This is a genomic window from Pseudomonas sp. I3-I5 (assembly GCF_022699445.1).
Taxonomy (GTDB): domain Bacteria; phylum Pseudomonadota; class Gammaproteobacteria; order Pseudomonadales; family Pseudomonadaceae; genus Aquipseudomonas; species Aquipseudomonas fulva.
Genome location: NZ_CP093940.1, coordinates 274,884 through 297,940 on the forward strand (window position 1 = coordinate 274,884; position 23,057 = coordinate 297,940).

Annotated in this window: 17 protein-coding genes; 8 read left to right on the plus strand and 9 right to left on the minus strand. The window is 61.9% G+C overall.

The genetic code is table 11. The features are described from left to right. The first annotated feature begins 30 nt into the window (after window positions 1-30). From MOP87_RS01175 to MOP87_RS01185, 3 genes are all read left to right on the plus strand, one after another. Window positions 31-531 carry a M48 family metallopeptidase gene (locus MOP87_RS01175; protein WP_023532914.1) on the plus strand — a complete coding sequence of 167 codons (501 nt, stop codon included), beginning with the start codon at window positions 31-33 and terminating at the stop codon, window positions 529-531. A 12-nt stretch (window positions 532-543) separates the two neighbouring features. Further along, window positions 544-840, plus strand: a complete 297-nt coding sequence (locus MOP87_RS01180; RefSeq protein WP_027914007.1) for a winged helix-turn-helix domain-containing protein — start codon at window positions 544-546, stop codon at window positions 838-840. 145 nt (window positions 841-985) lie between these two features. Next, complete coding sequence (locus MOP87_RS01185; RefSeq protein ID WP_027914006.1) at window positions 986-1,723, plus strand: transporter substrate-binding domain-containing protein; 738 nt, start codon at window positions 986-988, stop codon at window positions 1,721-1,723. Between the two features lie 139 nt (window positions 1,724-1,862). Here MOP87_RS01185 and yccS read toward each other — a convergent pair whose 3' ends face one another. The 7 genes from yccS to MOP87_RS01220 all read right to left on the minus strand — a co-directional run bounded on the left by yccS (window position 1,863) and on the right by MOP87_RS01220 (window position 12,262). Then, window positions 1,863-4,061 carry a YccS family putative transporter gene (yccS, locus tag MOP87_RS01190; RefSeq protein ID WP_242810024.1) on the minus strand — a complete coding sequence of 733 codons (2,199 nt, stop codon included), beginning with the start codon at window positions 4,059-4,061 and terminating at the stop codon, window positions 1,863-1,865. 123 nt (window positions 4,062-4,184) lie between these two features. After that, entirely contained in the window at window positions 4,185-5,366 is a 1,182-nt protein-coding gene (locus MOP87_RS01195) for an NAD(P)/FAD-dependent oxidoreductase (protein ID WP_027914004.1), read from the minus strand. Between the two features lie 147 nt (window positions 5,367-5,513). Further along, window positions 5,514-6,851, minus strand: a complete 1,338-nt coding sequence (dbpA, locus tag MOP87_RS01200; RefSeq protein ID WP_230396040.1) for an ATP-dependent RNA helicase DbpA — start codon at window positions 6,849-6,851, stop codon at window positions 5,514-5,516. A 112-nt stretch (window positions 6,852-6,963) separates the two neighbouring features. Beyond that, window positions 6,964-8,391: a multidrug transporter subunit MdtD gene (gene mdtD / locus MOP87_RS01205; RefSeq protein WP_023533030.1), complete on the minus strand. Its 1,428-nt coding sequence runs from the start codon at window positions 8,389-8,391 to the stop codon at window positions 6,964-6,966. A 100-nt stretch (window positions 8,392-8,491) separates the two neighbouring features. Continuing rightward, window positions 8,492-9,811, minus strand: coding sequence for a metallopeptidase TldD-related protein (locus MOP87_RS01210; RefSeq protein WP_242810025.1), 1,320 nt, complete (start codon window positions 9,809-9,811; stop codon window positions 8,492-8,494). Beyond that, window positions 9,811-11,253, minus strand: a complete 1,443-nt coding sequence (locus MOP87_RS01215; protein ID WP_242810026.1) for a TldD/PmbA family protein — start codon at window positions 11,251-11,253, stop codon at window positions 9,811-9,813. Before MOP87_RS01215 ends, MOP87_RS01210 begins: the two co-directional genes overlap by 1 nt. 154 nt (window positions 11,254-11,407) lie before the next feature. Further along, a complete protein-coding gene (locus MOP87_RS01220; RefSeq protein ID WP_242810027.1) occupies window positions 11,408-12,262 on the minus strand; it encodes a LysR family transcriptional regulator in 855 nt (284 codons plus the stop codon). Between the two features lie 124 nt (window positions 12,263-12,386). Between MOP87_RS01220 and MOP87_RS01225 the strand changes: the two genes are divergently transcribed. The 3 genes from MOP87_RS01225 to MOP87_RS01235 are packed head-to-tail and all read left to right on the plus strand — an operon-like array spanning window position 12,387 to window position 15,277. Next, window positions 12,387-13,367, plus strand: a complete 981-nt coding sequence (locus MOP87_RS01225; RefSeq protein WP_242810028.1) for a hypothetical protein — start codon at window positions 12,387-12,389, stop codon at window positions 13,365-13,367. Between the two features lie 24 nt (window positions 13,368-13,391). Then, window positions 13,392-14,351, plus strand: coding sequence for a 2OG-Fe(II) oxygenase (locus MOP87_RS01230; RefSeq protein WP_242810029.1), 960 nt, complete (start codon window positions 13,392-13,394; stop codon window positions 14,349-14,351). 2 nt (window positions 14,352-14,353) lie between these two features. After that, the gene (locus MOP87_RS01235) at window positions 14,354-15,277 is read left to right on the plus strand and encodes a DMT family transporter (protein ID WP_110606953.1); all 924 of its coding nucleotides are present in this window, start codon (window positions 14,354-14,356) and stop codon (window positions 15,275-15,277) included. 18 nt (window positions 15,278-15,295) lie between these two features. On the opposite strand, the gene MOP87_RS01240 is transcribed toward MOP87_RS01235, so the two are convergent. Next, entirely contained in the window at window positions 15,296-17,098 is a 1,803-nt protein-coding gene (locus tag MOP87_RS01240; protein WP_242810030.1) for an acyl-CoA dehydrogenase, read from the minus strand. A 346-nt stretch (window positions 17,099-17,444) separates the two neighbouring features. Between MOP87_RS01240 and MOP87_RS01245 the strand changes: the two genes are divergently transcribed. Together MOP87_RS01245 and MOP87_RS01250 are read left to right on the plus strand one after the other, a co-directional pair. Further along, the gene (locus tag MOP87_RS01245; RefSeq protein ID WP_242810031.1) at window positions 17,445-18,173 is read left to right on the plus strand and encodes a hypothetical protein; all 729 of its coding nucleotides are present in this window, start codon (window positions 17,445-17,447) and stop codon (window positions 18,171-18,173) included. Next, complete coding sequence (locus MOP87_RS01250; protein WP_231977354.1) at window positions 18,173-18,622, plus strand: hypothetical protein; 450 nt, start codon at window positions 18,173-18,175, stop codon at window positions 18,620-18,622. The genes MOP87_RS01245 and MOP87_RS01250 overlap by 1 nt, the downstream gene beginning before the upstream one ends. A gap of 147 nt (window positions 18,623-18,769) precedes the next feature. Here MOP87_RS01250 and putA read toward each other — a convergent pair whose 3' ends face one another. After that, window positions 18,770-22,723 carry a trifunctional transcriptional regulator/proline dehydrogenase/L-glutamate gamma-semialdehyde dehydrogenase gene (putA, locus tag MOP87_RS01255; protein WP_027913995.1) on the minus strand — a complete coding sequence of 1,318 codons (3,954 nt, stop codon included), beginning with the start codon at window positions 22,721-22,723 and terminating at the stop codon, window positions 18,770-18,772. Window positions 22,724-23,057: the final 334 nt, after the last annotated feature.

Consider the following 23,057-nt stretch of genomic DNA (forward strand, 5'->3'; position numbering starts at 1 on the left):
ATTGGCGCTCGTTACGCCGACCGTACTGCCATGACCGTCCTACGCTACCTGCAAGCCTACCCACCGCACCTGCAACAGCAAGTGCGGCAGATGATCGACAGCGACCGCCTTGGCGAGTACCTGCACAAGCGCTATCCAGAGCGCCACGAGGTACAAAGCGACAAGGCCCTGTACGGCTACGCCCAGGAACTGCGCCAGCGTTTTCTGCGCAGTGCACCGCCGCTGGACAAGGTGCTGTTCGACAACCGCCTGGACCTGACCCACCGGGCGCTGGGCCTGAACACTGCTGTCTCACGCGTGCAGGGCGGCAAACTCAAGGCCAAGAAGGAGATCCGCATCGCCTCGCTGTTCAAGGAGGCCGCGCCGCAATTTCTACGCATGATCGTGGTGCACGAGTTGGCGCATTTGCGCGAGCGTGACCACAACAAGGCGTTTTACCAGCTCTGTCAGCACATGGAGCCGGACTACCATCAACTGGAATTCGACCTGCGCGTCTACCTGACCTATCGGGAATTGCCGGGCAACGCTTGAGGACCCCGCAGCATGGAAGTGAGCAAGACAAAAAGCAGTTTCTACCGCCGTCTTTACGTCGCCTGGCTGATCGACAGCCAGACCGCTACCAGCGTGCCTGCGCTGATGCAGGCTACGGGCATGCCCCGGCGCACGGCCCAGGACACCCTTGCGGCGCTGGCCGATCTGGACATCGTCTGCACCTTCGAGCAGCAGGAAGGCGCGCGCAATCACGCAGGTCACTACCGTATACAGGACTGGGGGGCCATCGACCGGCAGTGGATCGAGCTTCACCTGAATCAGGTACGCCAGGTACTGGGTTATCCCTGACCTGTACCCGCTAAGGCCGCTGCAATAAAAATCGCAGGTTCGGCCAGAATAGAGGCTAGATGACACTATTGGCCGCTGCCCCGGCCAGAGCCTTTGTGTAAGCTCATTCGCAGTGTACGTTTCTTCACCGCACAAGGGCTTGGGCATGCGGCTGATGCTTTGTGTTCTCGGGTTACTGGCCACTGTCATGGTGCCCCCGGCCGCAGCCGCCGCCAAGCTGCGGCTGGTATCGGACCATTGGCCGCCCTTCACTGACGCCAGCATGCCTGGCGGCGGTTTGGCCATCAGCATCGTGACCACGGCGCTGACGCGGGCGGGCTACAGCAGCAGCTTCGAGGAGGCACCCTGGGCGCGGGCCCTGGCAGGCGTCGGTGACGGCCGTTACGACATACTGATCAACGCCTGGCACAACGACGCGCGCGCACGCATCGGGCAGTTTTCCAGCGCCTACCTGAGCAACCGCATCCGCCTGCTGCAGCGCAAGGACGCGGGCCTGCATTACGAGCACCTCTCGGACCTGTACCCCTACAGCATCGCCGTGGTGCGTGATTACGCCTACTCGAGCGCGTTCGACGGCAATACCCGCTTGCACAAGGTTGCGGTCAGTACCTTTTCGTCCGCCGTGCGCATGCTGGCGGCGGGGCGTGTAAGCCTGGCCGTGGAGGACGAGTACGTGGCCCGCTATCACCTGCAGCGCGAGCCGGACAATGTGCGTGACAAGGTAGAGCTGATGGAGCCTGTACTGGGCGAGAACCCGCTGCACATCCTGGTCAGCCTGAAGCATCCGGACCACCAGTCGATCGTCGCGCGCTTCGACGCGGCCATCGCCGCCATGAAGGCCGATGGCAGTTATGACCGGTTACTGCATCAGTATGGGTTCTAGGCGAGCGGGTGGCGTTCCCAGGCGCCGGCTTGGCAGTGGCTTCGGATTTGAGCTTCGCAGCTGATCATGGCCGGTCCGCAGCGCTTGGAGATTTGCCCGTCTTCGTAGGCAAAACAGGCTATATACCCTCGCGCCAGACCTAACGCGAGGCGTTACCTGCCGAAGCATTCTTCTTGATCAAATGCGCCGCCAACGTGCGCAAAGGGGCCAACTGGCGGCAGATCAATGCCAGTTGCGTCTGTACCAGGCGCTGATGTTCATCCACCTCCTCGGGCATCTGTTCAAGAGCGGTGGCGAGCGCTTCTTCGGCATCACTGTGAATCGCTACCGGTGAACGCGCCGCCAGGCCATTGGCTATCTCCTCAAGGCTGTTCGCCAGGCGGCTGCCCGCACCCTCGATCAAGTGCTCCCGTGCCTCGGCCGGCAGGGCCGTGTCGCGGTGGGCGCCCAGTCCCGACAGGTAGCTGAGCAGGGTGTGCGACAGCACCAGGAAGCGGAAGCCCACATCGGCCTCCTTGCGAAAGTGGCCAGGCTCCATGAGCATGTTGGCCAGGGTCGTCGACAGCGCTGCATCGGCATTGTGGGCATTGCGCCGCGCCAGGCGATAGGCCAGGTCGTCGCGCTTGCCGTAGGCATATTGCTGCATGATCTGGCGCAGGTATTCGCTGGCGCAGATCAGTGTGTTGGCCAGCGCCTTGTTCAAGCGGCGGCCTTGCCAGTCGGGCAGGAACAGGAACACGGCAAGGATGGCGATCAGGCTCCCGATCAGGGTATCGAACAGCCTTGGCAGGAACAGCCCGTAGCCATCGCCGATCTGGTTGAAACAGAACAGCACCATCAGTGTGATCGCGGCCGTGGCCAGGGTGTAGCGCGTGGTCCGGTTGACGAAGAACACCACCCCCGCCACGACCGCGAACAGCGACTGGATGACCGGGTTGGGGAACAGGTCGAACAGCGCCCAGCCAACGGTCAGGCCTACGGCGGTGCCGATGATGCGCTGCACCAGTTTACGCCGGGTCGCCCCGTAGTTGGGTTGGCACACGAACAGGGTGGTGAGGATGATCCAGTAGCCCTGGGTTGGGTGGATCAGGTGCACCATGCCGTAACCGATGGACAGGGCCAGCGGCAGGCGCAGAGCATGGCGGAACAGCAGCGAGGTGGGCGTCAATTGCGTGCGCAGGCGCTTGCCCATGTCCTTGAGCGAGCGCGGCGAGCGGTCCAGCAGGCTGCTGTCGCTGGCATCGGCCAGGCTGTCGGGATTGCTTGCAGCACCGAGCAGGCGATCGAGCGTGGCCAGGTTGGCCGCCAGTGCACGCAATGAGCGCAGCAGCCCGCGCCAGGCCGGGTTGTTCTGGCCGCGCAGGTGTTCGAGCGAAGCGTTGAGGTCTTCTAGTGCCTCGGTAAAGCCGCTGGCCAGCACGAAAGGTTGTCGCAGCCGAATCGAGCGTGCCAGCTCCTGGCACGAGGCGCCTTGCTTGCGCAGCAGGCGCTGGCACCGGAACATCACATCGCTGTGGAAGAAGGCTTCGGCCAGTGCATTGTAGGGGTAGTGGGAGGCGCTGACCCGCTCATGGATATCCTGGGCCAGGAAGTAGAGTTTCAGGTAGCGGCTGACCTTGGAGTTGGGTTGGCTGTTGCCCACCCGGTGCAGGATGATTTCCTTCGCCGCATTGAGGGCCGCCACCACCTTGCCATTTTGCTGGGCCAGTTCAAGCCGACGTGCCTCGACGTCCAGGGTGCGGACAGGCTCGAACAGGCTGGCCTTGAGCTTGAGGTAGCTGCCCAGTTCGAAGAACAGTTTCGCCAGGCTTTGCTGCACCGGTTGGTTGGAAAACAGTGCCTGCCACAGCACCGAGAGCAGCCCATACCAGGCCGCACCCGCCACCAGCAGCATGGGTTCGTGCCAGAAGTCCGTCACCTGCCCGCCGCGCTGGTCCACACCGATCATCGTGTAAACCGCTGTGATCAGCGTTGCCGATGCGATGGCGCCGTAGCGCTCGCCCAAAGCGCCCAGCATGGTCAAGGCAAACGCTGCCAGGGCCAGGGCGCAGACGAAGATCAGGGGGTAGGGGAACAGCAGTTCGACCGCGAGCGCCGCGATGGCAAAACACACCAGGGTGACCGCCAGGGCGCTGAGGCGGCCTTGCCAGCTGTCATCGGTTTCAGCCAGGGCACTGGCGATGATGCCCAGAAACAGCGGGATCAACAGGGCCATTTCGTTCTGGTGCCAGCACAGGGCAAGGCTGCCGGTAAGGGCAATGGTCACCCGGATGCTGTAGCTGAACTTGTCCTGGCCCCACAGGCGACGCAATGAATGACGTAACGAGCTCGATGACATGATGGCCTGCCGGGCAGTGATCGTAGAAATACCGTAGCGATGAGCGGGCAGCCAGATGCCCCGCCACCCGCTATTGAGCACGTGCCAGCAAGAAGCGTTCCGTGCTGCGCGTTGGATTCTACCCTAGACGAACTGCGCCGCGGCGTTGGCCGATGCCCAGGCCCACTGGAAGTTGAAGCCGCCAAGGTGCCCCGTCACGTCCAGCACTTCACCGATGAAGTAAAGCCCCGGGCTCTTGAGCGACTCCATCGTCTTGGACGAGACCTCACGGGTGTCCACGCCGCCCAGGGTCACTTCGGCGGTGCGGTAGCCTTCGGTGCCGGCAGGCACCAGTTGCCAGCGTGCCAGCTTGTCGGCGATCAGGGCCAGTTCGGCCGGTGTGTACTGCTTCATCGGCTTGGATTCGAACCACTGCTCGGCCAGCAAAGTGGCCAGCTTGCGCGTGAACACCTCGCCCAGTACGGTCTTGAGTTCAGCATTGCCGCGCTCGGTTTGCTGGGTGTGCAACCAGTCCAGCGCATCGCGGTCAGGCAGCAGGTTGATCTCAAGCGTATCGCCAGCTTCCCAGAATGAAGAAACCTGCAAGATCGCCGGGCCGCTCAGGCCCCGGTGGGTGAACAGCAGATTTTCACGGAAGCTGGTGCCGTTGCAACTGGCGGTGCAGTCCAGCGAGGTGCCGGACAGTTCGGTGCACATGGCCTTGAGCTGGGGCTCGGTGATGGTGAACGGCACCAGGCCCGCGCGGGTTGGCAGCAAGGTATGGCCAAACTGTCGGGCCACCTGGTAGCCGAAACCGGTCGCACCCAACGTCGGGATGGACAGGCCGCCCGTCGCGATCACCAACGACTGGCAAGCGAATGGGCCAGCGCTGGTGCGCAGCAGGTAGCCGCTGTCGGTCTTGTCGATCTGCTCGATGCTGGTGTGCATGCGGATTTCGGCGCCGGCTTCGTCGCACTCGGCCAGGAGCATGTCAAGGATGTCACTGGCCTTGTTGTCGCAGAACAGCTGGCCCAGCTTTTTCTCGTGGTAGGGCACGCCATGCTTGCACACCAGCTCGATGAAGTCCCACTGGGTGTAACGCGCCAGGGCCGACTTGCAGAAGTGCGCGTTGTGCGAGAGGAAGTTGCTCGGCTCGGTGTACAGGTTGGTGAAATTGCAGCGCCCGCCGCCGGACATCAGGATCTTCTTGCCTGGCTTGTTGGCGTGGTCGAGCAGCAGGACCCGGCGGCCCCGGCGGGCGCTGAGCTGGGCACACATCAGGCCGGCAGCGCCTGCGCCCAGGATGATCACGTCGGTGGAGTGCACGGTGTTACCTCATCAATAGCCGCGGCCGCGTTGCAGCCCATCGCAGGCAAGCCAGCCCCCACAGGGACGGCACCGGCTTGAGGCCTGTGATGACCCTGTGGGGGCTGGCTTGTTTGCGACAGGCTGCAACGCGGCCCGAAATAAATGTCAGACGATGCGGACTTTCAGGGAGCGGCCCTTGATCTTGCCGCTATTCAAGCGCTGCATGGCCTGCTTGGCCAGTGCCCGCTCCACTGCCACAAATGCCTGGAAATCAAAGATCGCGATCTTGCCCACCTGCTTGCCGGGGATGCCGGCATCACCGGTCAGCGCACCGAGGATATCGCCCGGGCGCAGCTTGTCCTTGCGCCCGGCTGCGATGCACAGCGTGCTCATGACCGGCAGCAGTGGCTCGCCGCCTTTGTTCTTGAGGCTGTCCAACAGGTCCCAGCGCAGCGGGCTCTTCTGCAAGGCTTCGATGGCCTGGGCGCGATGGCCTTCGGCAGGCGCGACCAGGCTGACCGCGATACCCTTCTCGCCAGCGCGGCCCGTGCGGCCCACCCGGTGCACGTGGATTTCGGCATCACGCGCCAGTTCCACGTTGATGACCATGTCCAGGCCGTCGATGTCCAGGCCGCGGGCGGCCACATCGGTGGCCACCAGCACCGAGCTGCTGCGGTTGGCGAACATGGTCAGCACCTGGTCGCGGTCACGCTGCTCCAGGTCACCGTGCAGCGCCTGGGCCACGATGCCCTTGGCCGTGAGGTGGGCCACCACGTCCTCGCACTGCTGCTTGGTGAAGCAGAACGCCACGCAGGACTGGGGACGATAATGGGCCAGCACACGGGTCACCGCCTCAAGGCGCTGCTCGGGGGCGATTTCGATGAAGCGCTGCTCGATCTGGTTGTCGGTATGCAGGCTCTCGACCCTGACCTGCTGCGGGTCGCGCATGAAATCGGCCGCCAGCTGCTTGATGCTGGAGGGGTAGGTGGCGGAGAACAGCAAGGTCTGGCGGCGCGCTGGGGTCTTGGCGATGATGCTGGCGATGGCATCGAAGAAGCCCATGTCGAGCATGCGGTCGGCTTCGTCGAGGATCAGCGTGTTCAGGCCGCCCAAAACCAGCGTGCCCTTGTCCAGGTGCTGCTGGATGCGGCCCGGGGTGCCGACGATGATGTGCGCACCGTGCTCCAGGGAGGCGATCTGAGGGCCCAGCGACACGCCGCCACACAGCGTCAGGATCTTGATGTTGTCTTCGGCACGGGCCAGGCGACGCAGTTCCTTGGCCACCTGGTCGGCGAGCTCGCGCGTGGGGCACAGCACCAGCGCCTGGCAGCCGAAGTACCGAGGGTTGATCGGGTTGAGCAAGCCGATACCAAAGGCGGCGGTCTTGCCGCTGCCGGTCTTGGCCTGGGCGATCAGGTCCTGGCCCTTGAGAATGACCGGCAGGCTCTGGGCCTGGATCGGCGTCATCGAGGTGTAGCCGAGGGCGTCCAGGTTGGCCAGCATGGCGGCGGACAACGGCAAGGTGGCAAAGGCGGTGGAATCGGTGGTCACGAGGCGGGCCTACGGTGCGAAGCGAAAAATGCTGCACAGTCTACCAGCCCCGACGCCATTCGCCCTAAGACTCCACGTGCTCTTCCGGACGACGGGCACGCCTTCCGTCCGTCGGCGCCAGTTGCAGGAAGATGGCCGCCGCCAGCATGGCCATGATGCCAATGGTGAAGAACGTCAGCTGGAACGCACCCAGGGTGGTTTCCACGCCTTCGGCGCTGCCTGCTGCCGTGAAACCGCCCAGCAGCGCACCGGCACAGGCCACCCCCAGGCTCAGCGACAGCTGGGCGACCACCGACAACAAGCTGTTGCCGCTACTGGCGCTGGCATCGTCCAGGTCGATCAGCGTCACCGTGTTCATGGCAGTGAACTGCAGGGAATTCACGGCGCCCAGCAGGCCAAGTTGCACCAGCAGCAGCCAGTACGGGGTCTGCTCGTCCACCAGGCCCAGGCCGGCCAGCAGTACGCCCAGCAGCACCGTATTGCCGGTCAGGATGATGCGATAACCAAGGCGTTCGATCAGCGGCCTGGCCACGGACTTGGCGACCATGGCCGCCGCCGCCAAGGGGATCATGCTCATGCCCGCCTGTGCCGGTGAATAGCCAAGCGCTACCTGCAGCAGCAGCGGTACCAGGAACGGCAGTGCCCCGCTGCCCAGGCGGGCGAACAGGTTGCCCAAGATACCGATGGCGAAGGTACGTACCCGGAACAGGCTGGGAGAGAACAACGGCTCCGGGTCGCGCCCGGCCCGCAGCCAGTAGGCCGCCAGGCAGGCCATGCCGGCGAACAGCAGCAACATGACGCGCAAGTGCGGCAGGTGCAGCTCGCCCAGGCCTTCCATGGCGATAGTGATCAGCACCATCGCGGCGCCGAACAGCAAAAAGCCCGGCCCGTCGAACGTAGTGCGCTCGGCGCCGCGCAGGTCGGGTATGAACTTCCAGACGGCGTAGCAGCCCAGCAGGCCGACCGGCAAGTTGAGCAGGAAGATCCAGTGCCAGCTCAGGATCTCCACCAGCCAGCCACCTACCGTCGGGCCCAGCAATGGCCCGAGCAGACCGGGGATGGTGATGAAACTCATGATGCGCACCAGTTCGGTGCGAGGGTAGGCACGCAGCACTACCAGCCGGCCGACCGGCAGCATCAGCGCCCCGCCGAGCCCCTGCACGATCCGCGCGAAGATCAAAAAGCCCAGGCTGTTGGCCACCGCGCACAGCAACGAACCGAAGCTGAACAGCAAGATGGCACTGAAAAAGATGCGCTTGGTGCCGAAGCGGTCGGCGATCCAGCCCGAGGCGGGGATCAGCAAGGCCACGGTGAGCATGTACGAAATGATCACACCCTGCATGCGCAGAGGGTCTTCGGCCAGGGAGCGGGCCATGGCGGGCAGGGCGGTGTTGAGAATGGTGCCGTCCAGCGACTGCATGAAGAAGGCGATCGCCACCACCCATGGCAGCCAGCGGGCGGTGATGGGGTCGAGCGGGGTGCGTTCGGGCATGACGTCCTCGTCTGTCTGTACTGGCCTCTTCACGGCGAACGCCGCGCCTACGGGGCAAGGCAGGCGTGGCGACCGCCATGAAGGGGCCGGCAAATTCCAATCACAATGTCAGCGTCAGCGCTTTGACCAGCGCGCCCGGCAAATGACTCGATCCGGTACTGCGTTGCCCATAGGTACTGGTGGAGAGGATCAGCTCCCGCTCGCACGTCAGCGCCTCCAGTTGGTCGCCCAGCAGGTTGTACAGGCTGTCATCGAAGCGCATCGTGTTGACCGGCCCCTGGATCTGCCCGTCCTGCACCCAGAACGTGGCGAAGCGGGTCAGGCCGGTCATGCGCGCTGCGGGCAGGTCGGAGTAGTTCAAGTACCAGAGGTTACTGATGTAAAGGCCGGTGCCGAGCCGCGCCAGGACCTGTTCACGGGGTAATTGGCCGGGTGCGAGGCTGAGTGCGCAGGGCGACTCGTAGCTGTCGGCACCATTGGCCAACACCCCGAATTCGGCTGCGCTGCGCGCGCAGGCCAGGCGTTGTGCTGGTTTGCCCTGCTCGATCAGCGCCACGTCCAGGCGCGGTGAACCTTCGTCGGAGAACGCCGGGCTCAATGAGCCGCTGACCTGCTCGGTGAAGCTGATCAGTGGGCTGAGTGTGGCATCACCGCTGTACAAACGCTGCAAGGCACTGCTGCCGGTCGCCAGGGCCTGCGCCGAGAAACCGCCCCAGCACAGCATGCCGGCGATTTCGTCCATGGCCGCAGGCGCCAGGTAGGCGCGGTAGCTGCCGGGTTGGAGTACCACCGGCGCACGCCCCAAGTGGCCCAACTGCGCCCGAGCCTGGCGCAGGCGAGCGGTAAAGTCGTCGGCGCGCCATACCTGCCCGGCATAGTTGGCCTTGACCGCCTGGCCGCTCTCGTGGAACAGGCTCCAGTCGATGTTGAAGCTATTGGCCTGGTGCCAGCCAAAGGCGCCGAATGAGCTGGCGAAACCGCGCCAGATCGGGCCTGCGGCATAAATGCCGACCAGGTCCAGGTCACCGGCTTCCTGTTCCAGCAGGGCCAGCACCTCATTCAGGTCGGGCAGGGCCTGCGTCTGTTGGCTGTCACTGCGCCAGGCACTGTCATCCAGGCTCAGGTACGGGTCTGCTGCCAGCAGTGGCAGCATCTGGCGCAGTTGCGACAGGGCGTCGAGCAAGCGCTGACGGTCCAGGTGCCTATCACCGCTAAGGGTCAGCTGTTGCTCGGCCTGACGACCGGCGTGGATCAGACGCAGGTGAGCACTGGCCTGGCTTACCTCGCCCGCCTGACGGACCTTGGCGTGGTTCAAGCGCACGAACTGCGACTGCTCGGCGCTCAACCCCAGGGTGTAGTGTTCGCCTGCCTGAAGGGCAGAGTCCAGGGTGTCGATGAGGGATTGGAAGGCCTGTTTCATCATGCATCTCCTCCAAACACGTCGATGGCGCTGAACACGCAAGCCGGCGAGGCGTGGCCGACCCGGATCACCTGGTTGGGCTCGCCCTTGCCGCAATTTGGGGTACCCAGGACCTGGAAGGTGCTGCGGTCGCCGACGGCGGCCAGGTTGCGCCAGAACCGTGCGGAGATGCCGCGGTAGTTCGGGTTCTTCACGATGCCCTTGAGTTCGCCATGTTCGATCAGTTGGCCCCATTCGCAGCCGAACTGGAACTTGTTGCGCGCATCGTCGATGGACCAGGACCGGTTGGTGCGCATCAGAATGCCATGCTCGATTCCTGCGATCAGTTGATCCAGGGACTGATCACCCGGCTCGATGTTCAGGTTGGCCATGCGGTCGATCGGCGCCCGGTTCCAGCCGCAGGCGCGGCTGTTGGCCACGCCGCCCAGACCAGAGCGGAACTGGGAAAGGGCACCGCCCAGCGGGCGCAGCAGCACGCCATCCTGAATGAGAAATTGCTTGCTGGCCGGCGTGCCATCGTCGTCGTGGCTGTAGCTGGCCAGCTCTTCGCTCAAGGTCGGGTCGAAGGTTACGTTCAGCAGGGAGGAACCATATTGCAATCGGCCAAAGTCGGCGGCTTTGACGAAGCTGGTCCCGGCGTAGTTGCGCTCGTCGCCCAGGATGCGATCCATCTCCAAGGGGTGGCCGATGGACTCGTGGATCTGCAGCATCATCTGGTCAGGCATCAACAACAGGTCGCGCACGCCGCTGGGCGTGTTCGGCGCCTGCAGCAATTGCAGGGCCTGGTCGGCAACCTGCCGGGCAGCGCCCCTCAGGCCGCAGCGCTCGATGATTTCGAAGCCACCCTGCTGACCGAAGTTCTCCCTGCCCAGGCTGCGGCTCTGGCTGTCCTGGCCATCGCTGGCCGTCACCGCCAGACCAGGGAACAGAAAGCGCTGGGCCTGGCGCAGTTCGGCACCGGCCGAGTTCAGGTACGTCTGCTCCACCAGGCTCATGCCAAGGCTCGCCTGCCAGTCCACCAGGCGTGAGTCCGACGGCACGCTGGCCGATTCTTCGGCGAGCAGGCCAAGGCAGTCGGCAAGGCCCGGCATGGGCTGGTCGAAATGAGGCGAGAGGTAATCGTGACGCCCGGTGGGCACAGGCTGATCGCGCAGGTCCAGCAGGCTGTAGCGGGCAATCTGTCGAGCGAGGTTTTCAGCCTGCTCCAATGCGCGCTGAAGGCCGCTTTGGGACAGATCGGCCGTGGCAGCGTAGGCCTCCACCCCGTTGATGCGCACGGTCAGCATGGCGCCCTCGTCCTGGCTCAAGGCAGGCGGTTCGGCAACGTTACGGCGCACGGACAAGGCCTGGTGCGACTGTCTGACATGGCGCAAGGAAAACAGATCGGCCGTGCTGCGCAGGGCGGCGAAGCGCTGGCGCAGCAGGGTGCTGGAATCGAACATGGACAAGCCTCCGGATACACGGTGGCTCCCTGGAACCACGCGCTGGGCAATGCCAAGGCGGGCCGCGCTACGGGCTCGGGCAATGCCGGGTCATTATGGCAGCCTGCTGATGTGCTGGTCAGGCATTAACGGTCGTTTGCGTTGCTGCGAACCCTTAGTCGGCTTCTTTTTGTATGGCAGCCTTGAGCAGTGCGTGCAAGTGCACTGCCACAGGGTGCGCGGTGTCCGTCAACAGGTAGATGCCGTGCGGGGGAAGCGCCGGCAGATCCTGGTCTTGCAAAAAGACGAGCGCGTCGTCGGCTTCGAGCGCCTCGACGATGCCAACTGCCAGGCCACTTTTGACGCAGGCCAGTACCGCATGCCAGTTGGCACTTTCCAGCAGGATACGGTACGCGATGCCTTTGGCTTTCAATGCCTGGAGCGCTGCCTCCCGGTATGGACAGCCCTTTAATTGCAATGCCAGGGGTAGCGGGCGGCTGTCATCGCGGATGAAGCCCTTCGCGGCAGCCCAACGGGGTCCTGTGGAGCGCAGCCAGTCACCCTGCTGGATCTGCTCGCTGCTGACCACCACGGCCAGGTCCAGCTGCTGCCTGGCAAACAAGTCCAGCAACTGCGCGCTGGAGCACGCCACAGCTTCCAGCTCCATCTTCGGATTACTGGCAACGAACACCGGCAGACACTCACTCATGAGTGTGGCGGCATAGCCGTCCGGTACTCCTAGACGGACTTTGCCGGTCAGCTGCCGGGGAGATAGCGTCGCCAGCAGCTTGTCGTGGGCGATCAGAAAGCGTGTCGCCTCGCCCAGCAGATGCCGGCCTGCGGGCGTGAGCGCCACCGCCTGGTTGCTACGCGCAAACAGCTGTTGGCCAACCTGCTCTTCGAGCTTTTGTATCTGCGTGGTCACCGCTGAAGGGCTGCGATGGACATAGTCTGCCGCTGCGTTGAAACGACCGAGTCGAGCCACGGCCTGGAAAGTTCTCAACACATTGATATCTAGACCTTTGCCCATGAAACCACCTGATTTGGCTGGATCGAATCAGCACTTCGATTTAATCAACTGTACAGGCTTTATAGCCCCTCTTAACGTGAGGTCAAAGCGTGCGCCACTGCCGAAATGCAAAGGAATGATACGGATGAGCCTGAACGACTTTGTTGTAGACGCTCTTGTGCATACCCCTTCCTATCAACGGGCACGGTTATGGTCCGTCGAAAACCACGAGAAATACTCAACCCTCGCGCCGCCTGAACAGGGCACTCAAGACACCTACCGCTTCAACCAAGAGATATTTTTGCTCATGCGCGCCCTCAACGAGCAGGGCTTGAATGAACCTGGCTTGTGCGCCGATGCGCAAGGCAGGGGACCACTGCGCAGCGTTATTGGTGATGTAGCACAACGACTGGCTGCTCTAGGCCGCGACCGCAGTGCTCACTACGTTGAACTAGGGCCGGAACCGGTCAAGAGTGCTTGTTTGCTCAAGCATATGGCTGACACCTGTACGGCCGTTCGCTACACCGCCATCGACATCAATCAGACTTCCGAACCGGCCATGAGGGATGCCCTGGGTCCGATCCTGAGCGCCCAGGGCAGCTTCAACTATATCGCTGCCGACTATCGCACCGTGACCCGCGAAGCGTTGCATCCTGATGAGGACATCACACTGATTACCTTGCTGGGCTTCCAGGAAGGCAATGAATGGCCGGTCAGTACGGGCAGACTGATTCGTACATTGGCCGGCAAAGGGACCTACGTTCTTTCTGAAATGCAGGTATACGAGCCTGGCCTGGAGCAAACCATTCTCGGTTTCTACGCCAATGCCAATATGGTTCAGTTCTCCCGTTTGGTTGCCCTGCAACAAGGTTTCTGCCCCATGGCTGAGCATGAAGCCTTGCTGGTGTCCCTGCGCATACTCGACGAAACCGTTTATGTGGCAGTCACCTTGCAGCCTGTCCTACACGGGCAAACAGAGGGGTTCCTGTTGACCAACATCTGTCTGAAATTCACCCCGGAGCAGTTTCGCCGCACCCGGGCTCGGCATTGCAACTGCAGGGTGGTCGATGAATTTGCCAGCGGTGATGGTTCGGTGCGCTATCAGATCGCTGAATACCTCCAATAGCGTGATCAAACGGAGATAGACGTCATGAGCCATTCGAATACCTTGCCCTTGTTCGAACGCGGCCTGGGCCGAATCAAGCTGGCGCTCAAGTCGACCTTCAAGGGCGCGCCTCGGCCATCAACGGCCTGTTCTGACGGTCACGCTTGCTGGCGGGACGATCTGCTGCAGCCAGTGGGGCCTGCTATTGCAGACATCCGTACGCTGGGCGAACTGGGATACAGCCAGAGCCCACATGCGAGCTTGGCCGTTGATACGATCACAGGGGTTGCGGCGGTTCATCGGCTGTTCACACCTGAGTGCGTCACCATTTTGCAAGACATCTGCGCACGCCTTGAGCACGTGGCAGGTGACAGTGACTGGATCATTTCCCGGCGCACGCGGGGGGTGACGGCACGCTCGCCGTTTATCAACGACATGATGAGCAGCCGTGCATTTCTGTTGGCTGTCTCGCGCATCGCGGGCGTGCCACTGGTGCCTTATCCGATGCTCAATGCCCGCTCGCAGGTCAACTATTACTACCCGAAACCGCCCGAGCAACAGCAGCAAAGGGGCATGTGGCACACCGACGGCACGAACTATGTGTTGAACATCGTGTTAACGGGACCGGCCAGTTATACCGGCGGCGAATTCCTGTATCACAATGGCACAGTCGATACGTTCGACGCCTTGGACTACCGGACCTTCGAGACGGCGCATCTGAACGCATCGGGCGATGCGCTGTTCATCTTCGGCAGTCGGTTGTTCCACGGTGTGCGACCGGTACTCAGTGGGCGACGAATGTCGCTCGTGTTGTCCTTTCATTGCCCTTACTTCATCGACGATTCCAACCGCTTCTGGCACTTGGCGTCGGATGACGGCATCCCTCGAACACTCCCCAATTGGTTAGCCTTGCGATGGGCGCTCCATCGATCGGCAGCCCGTCACTACGCCAGGCTGGGTATCGAACCCATCACCTTCGAAGAATTACGTCAGACAGGGGCGTGACCATGCCTTCGAGTGCGCTCTACATGCTGATCTTGCAAGTTGTCTTTGTCCTGTCCTGGAGTTCCGGTTTCATTGGCGCACGGCTCGGCACGCAGGATGCAGGCGCGGTGAACTTGCTGTTCTGGCGCTTCCTGTTGGTCAGTTGCTGTCTGTTGCCGTTTGTATGGCATCGATTACGCAACCTGTCCTGGGCGCAAGTTCGCTACAACGCGGTCATCGGATTTCTGGCCCAGTTCGCGTACTTGATAAGTGTCTACATTGCCATACGCGGTGGCTTGCCGGCGGGGATAGCCGCAATCATTTGCGCGCTGCAGCCCCTGATCACGGCGGCGATGGGCAGCGCGGATCAGCAGGAGCGAAGCGGCAGGCAAGAGTGGCTTGGGCTGGTACTTGGGTTTGCCGGTGTCAGTGTGGTGATTCTTGGTGAGTACCGCCTGTCTTCCACCCGGCTCGAACCCTGGCTGTATGCGCTACCGCTGATTGCCGCGATCACGTTATCAATTGCCACCGTCTACCAACGGCGACAGTCGGTCATGGGCACGGATCACAGTAAAGAAGGCTTGTTGATGCCGCTCTTCCTGCAATCGAGCGCGACGCTGGTACTGCTCAGCGTCACGGGAGTGCCGTTGCGCCTGATTGAGCTGCCCGGCAGCGCTCAGGTCTGGGTGGCGGTGGCGTGGTTGACGTTGTTTTCGACCTTCATCGCCTACCTGAGCCTGTGGATACTTTTGACCAAACTGTCTGCCACACGGGTGTCCGCGTTGGTTTACCTGGAACCCCCTGTAACGCTCATTTGGGCGGCGTTGATGTTCGGCGATGCCATTCACTGGACGACCTATCTGGGTATCGCGATAGTCGCCACAGGCATTGCCATCACCCGCACCGCTCGACGTGTGCGGTCGTCAGGGGAGTGCCCGCAACGATGAGCGGGTTTGGGCCACCTTCTAGAACCACCCTGGTTGCATGTTCAAGCTGGTGTCATCGCGCGCCTCGAGCAAAGCCAGGTCTGCATGGCAGCCCGGTATTTCGCAGGTAAGGAAATACCGGGCTGCCTGCAGCTTGCCGAGGTAGAAGTCGCGGTCAGTGGCGCCGCACTGAAGCAGACCGAGTTCGGCATGAATCGCCTGTTGCAGCCAGCGCCAGCCAATCACGCAATGGCCGAAGACCTTGAGGTACAGGGTCGAGTTGGCCAGGGCGCCGGCAACCTTGCCTTGGGCCAGGTCGCCGAGCAGGGCCAGGGTGACACCTTGCAAGCGGTTGACCAGCTGCTCCAGGGGATGGCGCAGCGGGTCGAGGTTGGGATGATGGCTGGCGCGCTCGCCAGTGACAGCGATCAGGCGCATCAAGTGTTTGAGCCCGGCCCCCCCGTTCTGGGCCAACTTGCGGCCCAGCAGATCGAGCGATTGGATGCCCTCGGTCCCTTCGTGGATGGGGTTCAGGCGGTTGTCACGGTAATACTGCTCGACCGGGTACTCCCGGGTATAGCCGTGCCCACCGAGAATCTGGATGGCCAGTTCGTTCGCTTTCAGGCAATACGCCGAGGGCCAGGATTTGACGATGGGCGTCAACAGGTCGAGCAACGCTTGGGCCTGCTGGCGAGTGTTTTCATCGGGTGCGGTGTGGGTGTCGTCGAACAGCCGCGCCGCATACAAGCCCAGGTCGAAAGCGCCTTCCACATAGGCCTTTTGTGCAAGCAGCATCCTTTTGACATCGGTGTGCTCAATGATCGGGATGGCCGGGCTTTGCGGGTCCTTGTTGTCGGCTGATCGGCCCTGTGGGCGCTGACGCGCATAGTCCAGCGAGTACAGGTAACCGGCGTAACCGAGCATCACCGCACCCATGCCGACGCCGATGCGTGCTTCGTTCATCATTTGGAACATGCAGGCCAGGCCCTGGTGTGGCTGGCCGATCAGATAGCCCACGCACTGGCCGTTGTCGCCGAAGTTCAGCGCAGTGGACGTGGTGCCGCGCCAGCCCATTTTGTGAAACAGCCCCGCAAGCGCTACGTCGTTGCGCGAGCCCCGGCTACCGTCGGGCCCGACCAGGTACTTGGGCACGATGAACAGCGAGATGCCTTTGACCCCCGGTGGGGCGTCCGGCAGTTTGGCCAGGACCATGTGCACGATGTTTTCCGACAGCTCATGGTCACCGCCGGAAATAAAAATCTTGTTGCCCCTGAGCCGGTAGCTGCCGTCACCGGCAGGTTCTGCGCGGGTGCGGATATCGGCCAGCGAAGACCCTGCGTGGGGTTCGGTCAGCGCCATGGTGCCGAAGTAGCGGCCCTCGATCATCGGCTGCAGGTACAGGCGCTTTTGTTCTTCGCTTCCGAAGCTCTCGATCAGGTTGGCCGCGCCCATGGTCAGGAACGGGTAGGCGGTGGTGCCGGCGTTCGCAGCCTGGAAATGCGCAAAGCAGGCTTGTGACACAAGGCTGGGCAACTGCATGCCCCCGACCTCGAAGTCGCGGTTGGCGTTGAGGAACCCGGCTTCAAGAAAGGCATCGACGGCAGGCTTGACCTCTGGGATCAGCTCAGCGCGGCCGTCTACATAGCGCGGCTCGTTTTCGTCAGCTTTGCGGTTGTGGGGCGCGAAGTATTTTTCGGCGATGGTGCGCGCAGTGGTCAGCGCAGCGTCGAAGGTTTCACGGCTGTGCTCGGCAAAGCGAGGGCGCTGTATGAGGCTTTCGGCGTCGAGGACTTCGTAGAGCTCGAAGGCCAGGTTGCGAGGGCTGAGCAGGGTCTCGGGCATGGGGCGGTCCTAGAGCGGGCTTGGTGCGAGTCTAGGATTGGCCAAACAGGGCTGGCTACCATGATTGATTCAGATGATGTTCAGTCACAGATTCTCGTATTTGGAACGTCTGATGTTGGTTGACGGGGCGAAGGGGCTGGGTTGAGTGAGCGTCAAGAGAAGCAGGTGTTCACAGTAATATTGCAGCTCCTGTGAGATCAAAAGACATGCATCTGTCAGCCTTGGCACCTTTTAAACTCTGCTATTCCACTGACGGCATGCAGAATTTGAGCCATCAGAGACTTGTTCGGAGAAGACAGCAGGAAGCTTCCTGCGTGCGTTACAGAAGCTTCCTACGACCGCGATGGTGAAAAATGAAGTAGATATTGATTTTTCGCTGTGGAGGAATTCTATGGACAGGATTTGTGAGTGGCGAGACGTCTGGAAAGAAGAGTTAGAAAGGGTTGAAGATCCTTTTTTTGCTTGTTCGGTAGTTCGGAAAGCTTTGCTGGAAAATACCACCCTGAGTGGACTGCGTGATTTCCAGAAGGCTTGTGATCTGCCGCCTGGGCGTCCTCTGCTGCAGGCTGATATCGAGCGAGCTTTGAAGCTGGTGGAGGACGGCAGGTGGTTTGTTATTCGGGAGAAACCAATTTCTCCGATTGATGTAGCGCATTACCCTTGCTTGAGATGGGCGGAATCAAAGCTGGATCTACTGCTATCTGAGAGTAAATACCCAGTGGTCGAAGGTCCTGGAAAGTGGAAAATATTCAGTATTGATACAAATTTACTGTGGTCGGGTTTGGCATTGGCCGCAAACTTTGTAACATCTCGAGGGGATGAGGGGCGTCTTTTTTCGAGCGAGGGGAAAGACTATGCCAATACCCGTAGGCTTGTGAGTCAGAGGTGGGTACCGTTGGGTGAAAATGAGCGGAGTTTCGCCAGGCTGTCGGCTATACATCGATATGGCGATGTACGACGGATAACGCAAAACTATGTACAGGCTGATGATGCATGGGCGATCACGGGGCAGTCTTGGCACTGGCGTCCTGTGGTGCCCGACGAAGAGTATGAGTATAAAAAGGGCGCATATTGATGGTCTCAAATATCAATCAGCAAAGATCTTTACATTTGTTTTGGGCAAGTATGGATGCGTTTTATGTTGTTTTGTACATCTTACGTAGTGTCGTTCGAGGCGCAATACCATTCTGGTCGGATTTAAGCAGTGGTCTTGAAGTGGTGCGGAGTTGGGGTGGTTCAGAGTTTGTGATTTGGGTTGGGCTGTTTTTACAGCTTTCAGTTATTGTTACGTGTGTGAGTTTTTTCAAGTATCAGAAATTCGTGGTGTTTTTGGCGGTGGTGCAGATACCACTCAGATTGTTTTTCATTGTTCCGTCAATTTCGGTAGTTTTGCTCTTACCTATGGTGGTTGCTGGCATCAATAACTGGATATGGGTTGGGTTGTTAATTGCCTCAGAGGCGATTAAGGGATGGAGTATCTGGCGGCTTTGGCGTACCTCTGGATCGCCCATCTTGGAAAGATAGTGTGGCTGATGCCGCGCGGTGTTCGGTCTCGCCGGCGCTGCAAAGGGTGGCGACTGTGAGACTGTCTGCCCATCCCCAGTCTCAAGTCATGCACTCCATAAAAAGGGAGAGCCGAAGCTCTCCGTTTTCCTTCAACAACCCTCAGCCTCAGCCAATGGTCATCAAGCTGGCGTTACCCCCAGCCGCCGCAGTGTTCACACTCACCGCACGCTCGATGACCAGGCGCTCCAGTGCAATCTGATGATCGCCGCTGGACAAGCCGTGTACCCCGACGATGGCACCGGCACGCTTGGCCACCTGCTGGCAGACGCTGCGCAGCTGGTCCGAATCGCCGTGATGGATCACGGCATCGAACGCCACTTCGTCCTTGTTCCAGTCGGGTACCAGCTTCACCTTGGCCTGCAAGTCACGGGGCAGTCGGGCGCGCAGGGCCTTGCCCGGTTCGCCGTCGGCCCACACCGCCGAGCTGCCTACCGCGAGCACCGCAGCGAACTGCGCCAGCAGGTCGGCTTCGTTGTCAGCCAGGCACAGCACGTGTTCGCGCGGCAGGATGGTGTAGGTGTTGCGCTCGCCGGTCGGGCCTGGCAGCAGACGGGCGATACCGCTCTGCGACTGGCTGGCGAACTGGCTGCACAGCACGGCAAGGTCGGACAGCTGATTGCTCTCGGCCCACGCCTTCAGCGCGTGGAGCGGCTTGACCAACTGCTCGTGCAGTGCGCGGTCTGGCTTGGCTTCGCCGTCCTGGTGCTGGAAGTGGCTGCCGATGGCGTCCGCCGGGCGGGTCGACAGCAGGCGGTACAGGTACAGCGGACCGCCGGCTTTCGGGCCAGTGCCCGACAGGCCCTCGCCACCGAACGGCTGTACACCTACGACGGCGCCGACGATGTTGCGGTTGACGTACATGTTGCCGGCATGGGCCGACTCGACCACCTTGGCGATGGTTTCGTCGATACGCGTGTGCACACCCAGGGTCAGGCCGTACCCCGAATTGTTGATCTGCTCGATCAACTGGTCCAGGTTGCGGCGGTTGTAGCGCACCACGTGCAGGACGGGGCCGAAGATCTCGCGCTTGAGCTCGTCGAGGCTGTCCAGTTCGATCAGGGTTGGCATCACGAAGGTGCCACGCTTGATCTCGGCACTGTCGGCAATCGCCACCTGATAGACCGAGCGGCCTTTCTCGCGCATGCCCTGGATGTGCTTCTCGATGCCAGCCTTGGCTTCAGCGTCGATCACCGGGCCGATGTCCACGGCCAGCCGGTCCGGGCAACCGAGCCGGCTTTCGGCCATGGCGCCCTTGAGCATCTCGATCACGCGGTCGGCGGAGTCTTCCTGCAGGCACAGTACGCGCAGGGCGGAGCAACGCTGGCCGGCACTGTCGAAGGCCGAGGACACGACATCGATCACCACCTGCTCGGTCAGGGCCGAGGAGTCGACGATCATCGCGTTCTGGCCGCCGGTTTCGGCGATCAGTGGCACTGGGCGACCCTGGTTATCCAGGCGACCCGCCACGTTGCGTTGCAACAGGCGCGCCACTTCGGTGGAACCTGTGAACATCACGCCTTTGACGCGCTCGTCACCCACCAGCCCAGCACCGACGGTTTCGCCGCGGCCCGGCAGCAGTTGCAGGACACCTTCCGGAATGCCGGCTTCGAGCAGCAGGCGCACCGCCTGGGCGGCGATCAGCGGGGTTTGCTCGGCAGGCTTGGCCAGTACCGGGTTGCCGGCGGCCAAGGCTGCGGCTACCTGGCCGGTGAAGATCGCCAGCGGGAAGTTCCAAGGGCTGATGCACACCACAGGGCCCAATGGGCGGTGGGCATCGTTGCTCAGGTCGTTGCGCGCCTGGACGGCGTAGTAGCGCAGGAAGTCGACGGCTTCGCGCACTTCGGCGATGGCGTTGGCGAAGGTCTTGCCGGCTTCGCGGATCAACAGACCCATCAGGGGCTGGATTTCGGCTTCCATCAGGTCGGCCGTGCGTTCCAGGATGGCGGCGCGCTCGGCTGGCGGGGTGGCCTGCCAGATGGGCGCTGCGTTGAGTGCGCACTGGATGGCATTGTCAACGTCTGCAACGGTCGCTTCCTGAACGTGGCCGACCACATCGCGGTGATCGGCAGGGTTCAGAACCGGCGTTGCCGCACTGTCACTGGCGGTGCAGGCCAGCAGCGGACCGGCTTTCCAGTCGTTGTTGGCGGTGGCCAGCATGGCGCAGGACAGCGAAGCCAGGCGGTGCTCGTTGGCCATGTCGATGCCGGCGGAGTTGGCCCGCTCGGTGCCGTACAGGTCACGCGGCAGTGGAATGCGGGGGTGTGGCAAGCCGATGCGGCCTTCCTGGGTACCCATGCGCTCGATGCTGGTGACCGGGTCGGCGACCAGTTCCTGGATGGAAATGGATTGGTCGGCGATGCGGTTGACGAACGAGGTGTTCGCGCCGTTTTCCAGCAGGCGACGAACCAGGTAGGCCAGCAGGGTTTCATGGGTGCCGACCGGTGCATATACGCGGCAAGGGCGGTTCAGCTTGCCATCGGCGATCTTGCCGACCACCTGTTCGTACAGCGGCTCACCCATGCCGTGCAGGCACTGGAACTCGTACTGGCCGGGGTAGTAGTTCTGCCCGGCGATCTGGTAGATGGCCGACAGGGTATGGGCGTTGTGCGTGGCGAACTGCGGGTAGATGGCCTCGGGTACGGCCAGCAGCTTGCGGGCGCAGGCGACGTAGGACACGTCGGTGTAGACCTTGCGCGTGTAGACCGGGTAGCCCTCCAGGCCTTCGACTTGGGCACGCTTGATCTCGCTGTCCCAGTAGGCGCCTTTTACCAGGCGGATCATCAGGCGGTGGCGGCTGCGCTTGGCCAGGTCGATCACGTAGTCAATCACATACGGGCAGCGCTTCTGGTACGCCTGGATGACGAAACCGATACCGTTCCAGCCGGCCAGTGCGGGCTCGAAGCACAGGCGCTCGAGCAGGTCGAGGGACAGCTCAAGGCGGTCGGCTTCCTCGGCATCGATGTTCAGGCCGATGTCGTATTGCTTGGCCAGCAGGGTCAGCGACAGCAGGCGCGGGTACAGCTCTTCCATCACCCGCTCGTACTGGGCACGGCTGTAGCGTGGGTGCAGGGCCGAGAGCTTGATCGAGATGCCCGGGCCTTCATAGATGCCGCGGCCGTTGGATGCCTTGCCGATCGAGTGGATGGCTTGCTCATAGGATGCCAGGTACTTCTGGGCATCGTGCTCGGTGAGTGCCGCTTCACCGAGCATGTCATAGGAATAACGGAAGCCCTTGGACTCGAAACGCGTGGCGTTGGCCAGTGCTTCGGCAATGGTTTCGCCCGTGACGAACTGCTCGCCCATCAGGCGCATGGCCATGTCCACGCCCTTGCGGATCATCGGCTCGCCGCTCTTGCCGATGATGCGGGTCAGCGAGGAGGTCAGGCCCGATTCGTTGTGGGTGCTTACCAGCCTGCCCGTTAGCAACAGGCCCCAGGTGGCGGCATTGACGAACAGCGACGGGCTGTTGCCCAGGTGCGGCTGCCAGTTGCCGGTGCTGATCTTGTCGCGGATCAGGGCGTCGCGGGTGCCTTTGTCGGGAATGCGCAGCAGCGCTTCGGCCAGGCACATCAGCGCCACGCCTTCCTGCGACGACAACGAGAATTCCTGCAGCAGGCCTTGAACGATGCCGGCCCGGCCCCCGGTGCTCTTCTGGTTGCGCAGCTTCTCGGCGATGCCGGCAGCCATCTTGTTGGCCGCGTCGGCAAGCGGAGCGCTCAGGCGCGCCTGCTCCAGCAGCATCGGCACCATCTCCTGCTCGGGCCGACGGTAGGCGGCGGTAATGGCCGAGCGCAGCACCGACTGCGGCAGGATGCTTTCGGCGAACTCCATGAAGCTCTGGTGACCCTGCTCGGGCTGCACGTCGCCGGCTTCATCGTTCAGGCCGAGGGTCTGGCCATTGATTTCGGTCAGGGTCGCGCCACCCTCGAGCTTCTCCAGGTAGCTGAAGATCGCTTGCTTGATCAACCAGTGCGGCGTGCGGTCCACGGACAGCGCAGCGGCCTTGAGTCGTTCACGGGTAGGGTCGTCGAGTTTGACTCCAAGGGTGGTCGTCGCCATTTCTTATCCTCATTATTGCCACGAGTGTGGCTTAAGCTGGCGACAAGATTATCTTCAGGAAAACGCGGGTGCAACCAGGTGCAACCCTAAAATGTCGTGAATAGGGTGCAACTCGTCAGGCTGTCGTTTTCAGTGAGGGTCAAAGCGTCAGGCGAGGAAGGATTTGTTCTAAAAAAGAGCCTCATCTGCCCCATTAGGGAGCAAAAACGAGGCTTTGTCTGAAAATGCATACTTGGGTGCAACTTCACAGTGAAAAATGGTTGCACCGGATTTACGTTGTTGAATAGCATCTGCCGCCTGGGTGCAACCACCAACGATGTGGGTGCGCATGAGA

Excerpts from the sequence above, each read along its gene's own strand:
- MOP87_RS01175 (WP_023532914.1), top strand. The coding sequence starts at position 31 with ATGACCGTCCTACGCTACCTGCAAGCCTACCCACCGCACCTGCAACAG.
- MOP87_RS01180 (WP_027914007.1), top strand. The coding sequence starts at position 544 with ATGGAAGTGAGCAAGACAAAAAGCAGTTTCTACCGCCGTCTTTACGTC.
- MOP87_RS01185 (WP_027914006.1), top strand. The coding sequence starts at position 986 with ATGCGGCTGATGCTTTGTGTTCTCGGGTTACTGGCCACTGTCATGGTG.
- yccS (WP_242810024.1), bottom strand. The coding sequence starts at position 4,061 with ATGTCATCGAGCTCGTTACGTCATTCATTGCGTCGCCTGTGGGGCCAG.
- dbpA (WP_230396040.1), bottom strand. The coding sequence starts at position 6,851 with ATGCTGGCCAACCTGGACGCCCTCGGCTACACCTCGATGACGCCGATC.
- mdtD (WP_023533030.1), bottom strand. The coding sequence starts at position 8,391 with ATGCCCGAACGCACCCCGCTCGACCCCATCACCGCCCGCTGGCTGCCA.
- MOP87_RS01210 (WP_242810025.1), bottom strand. The coding sequence starts at position 9,811 with ATGAAACAGGCCTTCCAATCCCTCATCGACACCCTGGACTCTGCCCTT.
- MOP87_RS01215 (WP_242810026.1), bottom strand. The coding sequence starts at position 11,253 with ATGTTCGATTCCAGCACCCTGCTGCGCCAGCGCTTCGCCGCCCTGCGC.
- MOP87_RS01220 (WP_242810027.1), bottom strand. The coding sequence starts at position 12,262 with ATGGGCAAAGGTCTAGATATCAATGTGTTGAGAACTTTCCAGGCCGTG.
- MOP87_RS01225 (WP_242810028.1), top strand. The coding sequence starts at position 12,387 with ATGAGCCTGAACGACTTTGTTGTAGACGCTCTTGTGCATACCCCTTCC.
- MOP87_RS01230 (WP_242810029.1), top strand. The coding sequence starts at position 13,392 with ATGAGCCATTCGAATACCTTGCCCTTGTTCGAACGCGGCCTGGGCCGA.
- MOP87_RS01235 (WP_110606953.1), top strand. The coding sequence starts at position 14,354 with ATGCCTTCGAGTGCGCTCTACATGCTGATCTTGCAAGTTGTCTTTGTC.
- MOP87_RS01240 (WP_242810030.1), bottom strand. The coding sequence starts at position 17,098 with ATGCCCGAGACCCTGCTCAGCCCTCGCAACCTGGCCTTCGAGCTCTAC.
- MOP87_RS01250 (WP_231977354.1), top strand. The coding sequence starts at position 18,173 with ATGGTCTCAAATATCAATCAGCAAAGATCTTTACATTTGTTTTGGGCA.
- putA (WP_027913995.1), bottom strand. The coding sequence starts at position 22,723 with ATGGCGACGACCACCCTTGGAGTCAAACTCGACGACCCTACCCGTGAA.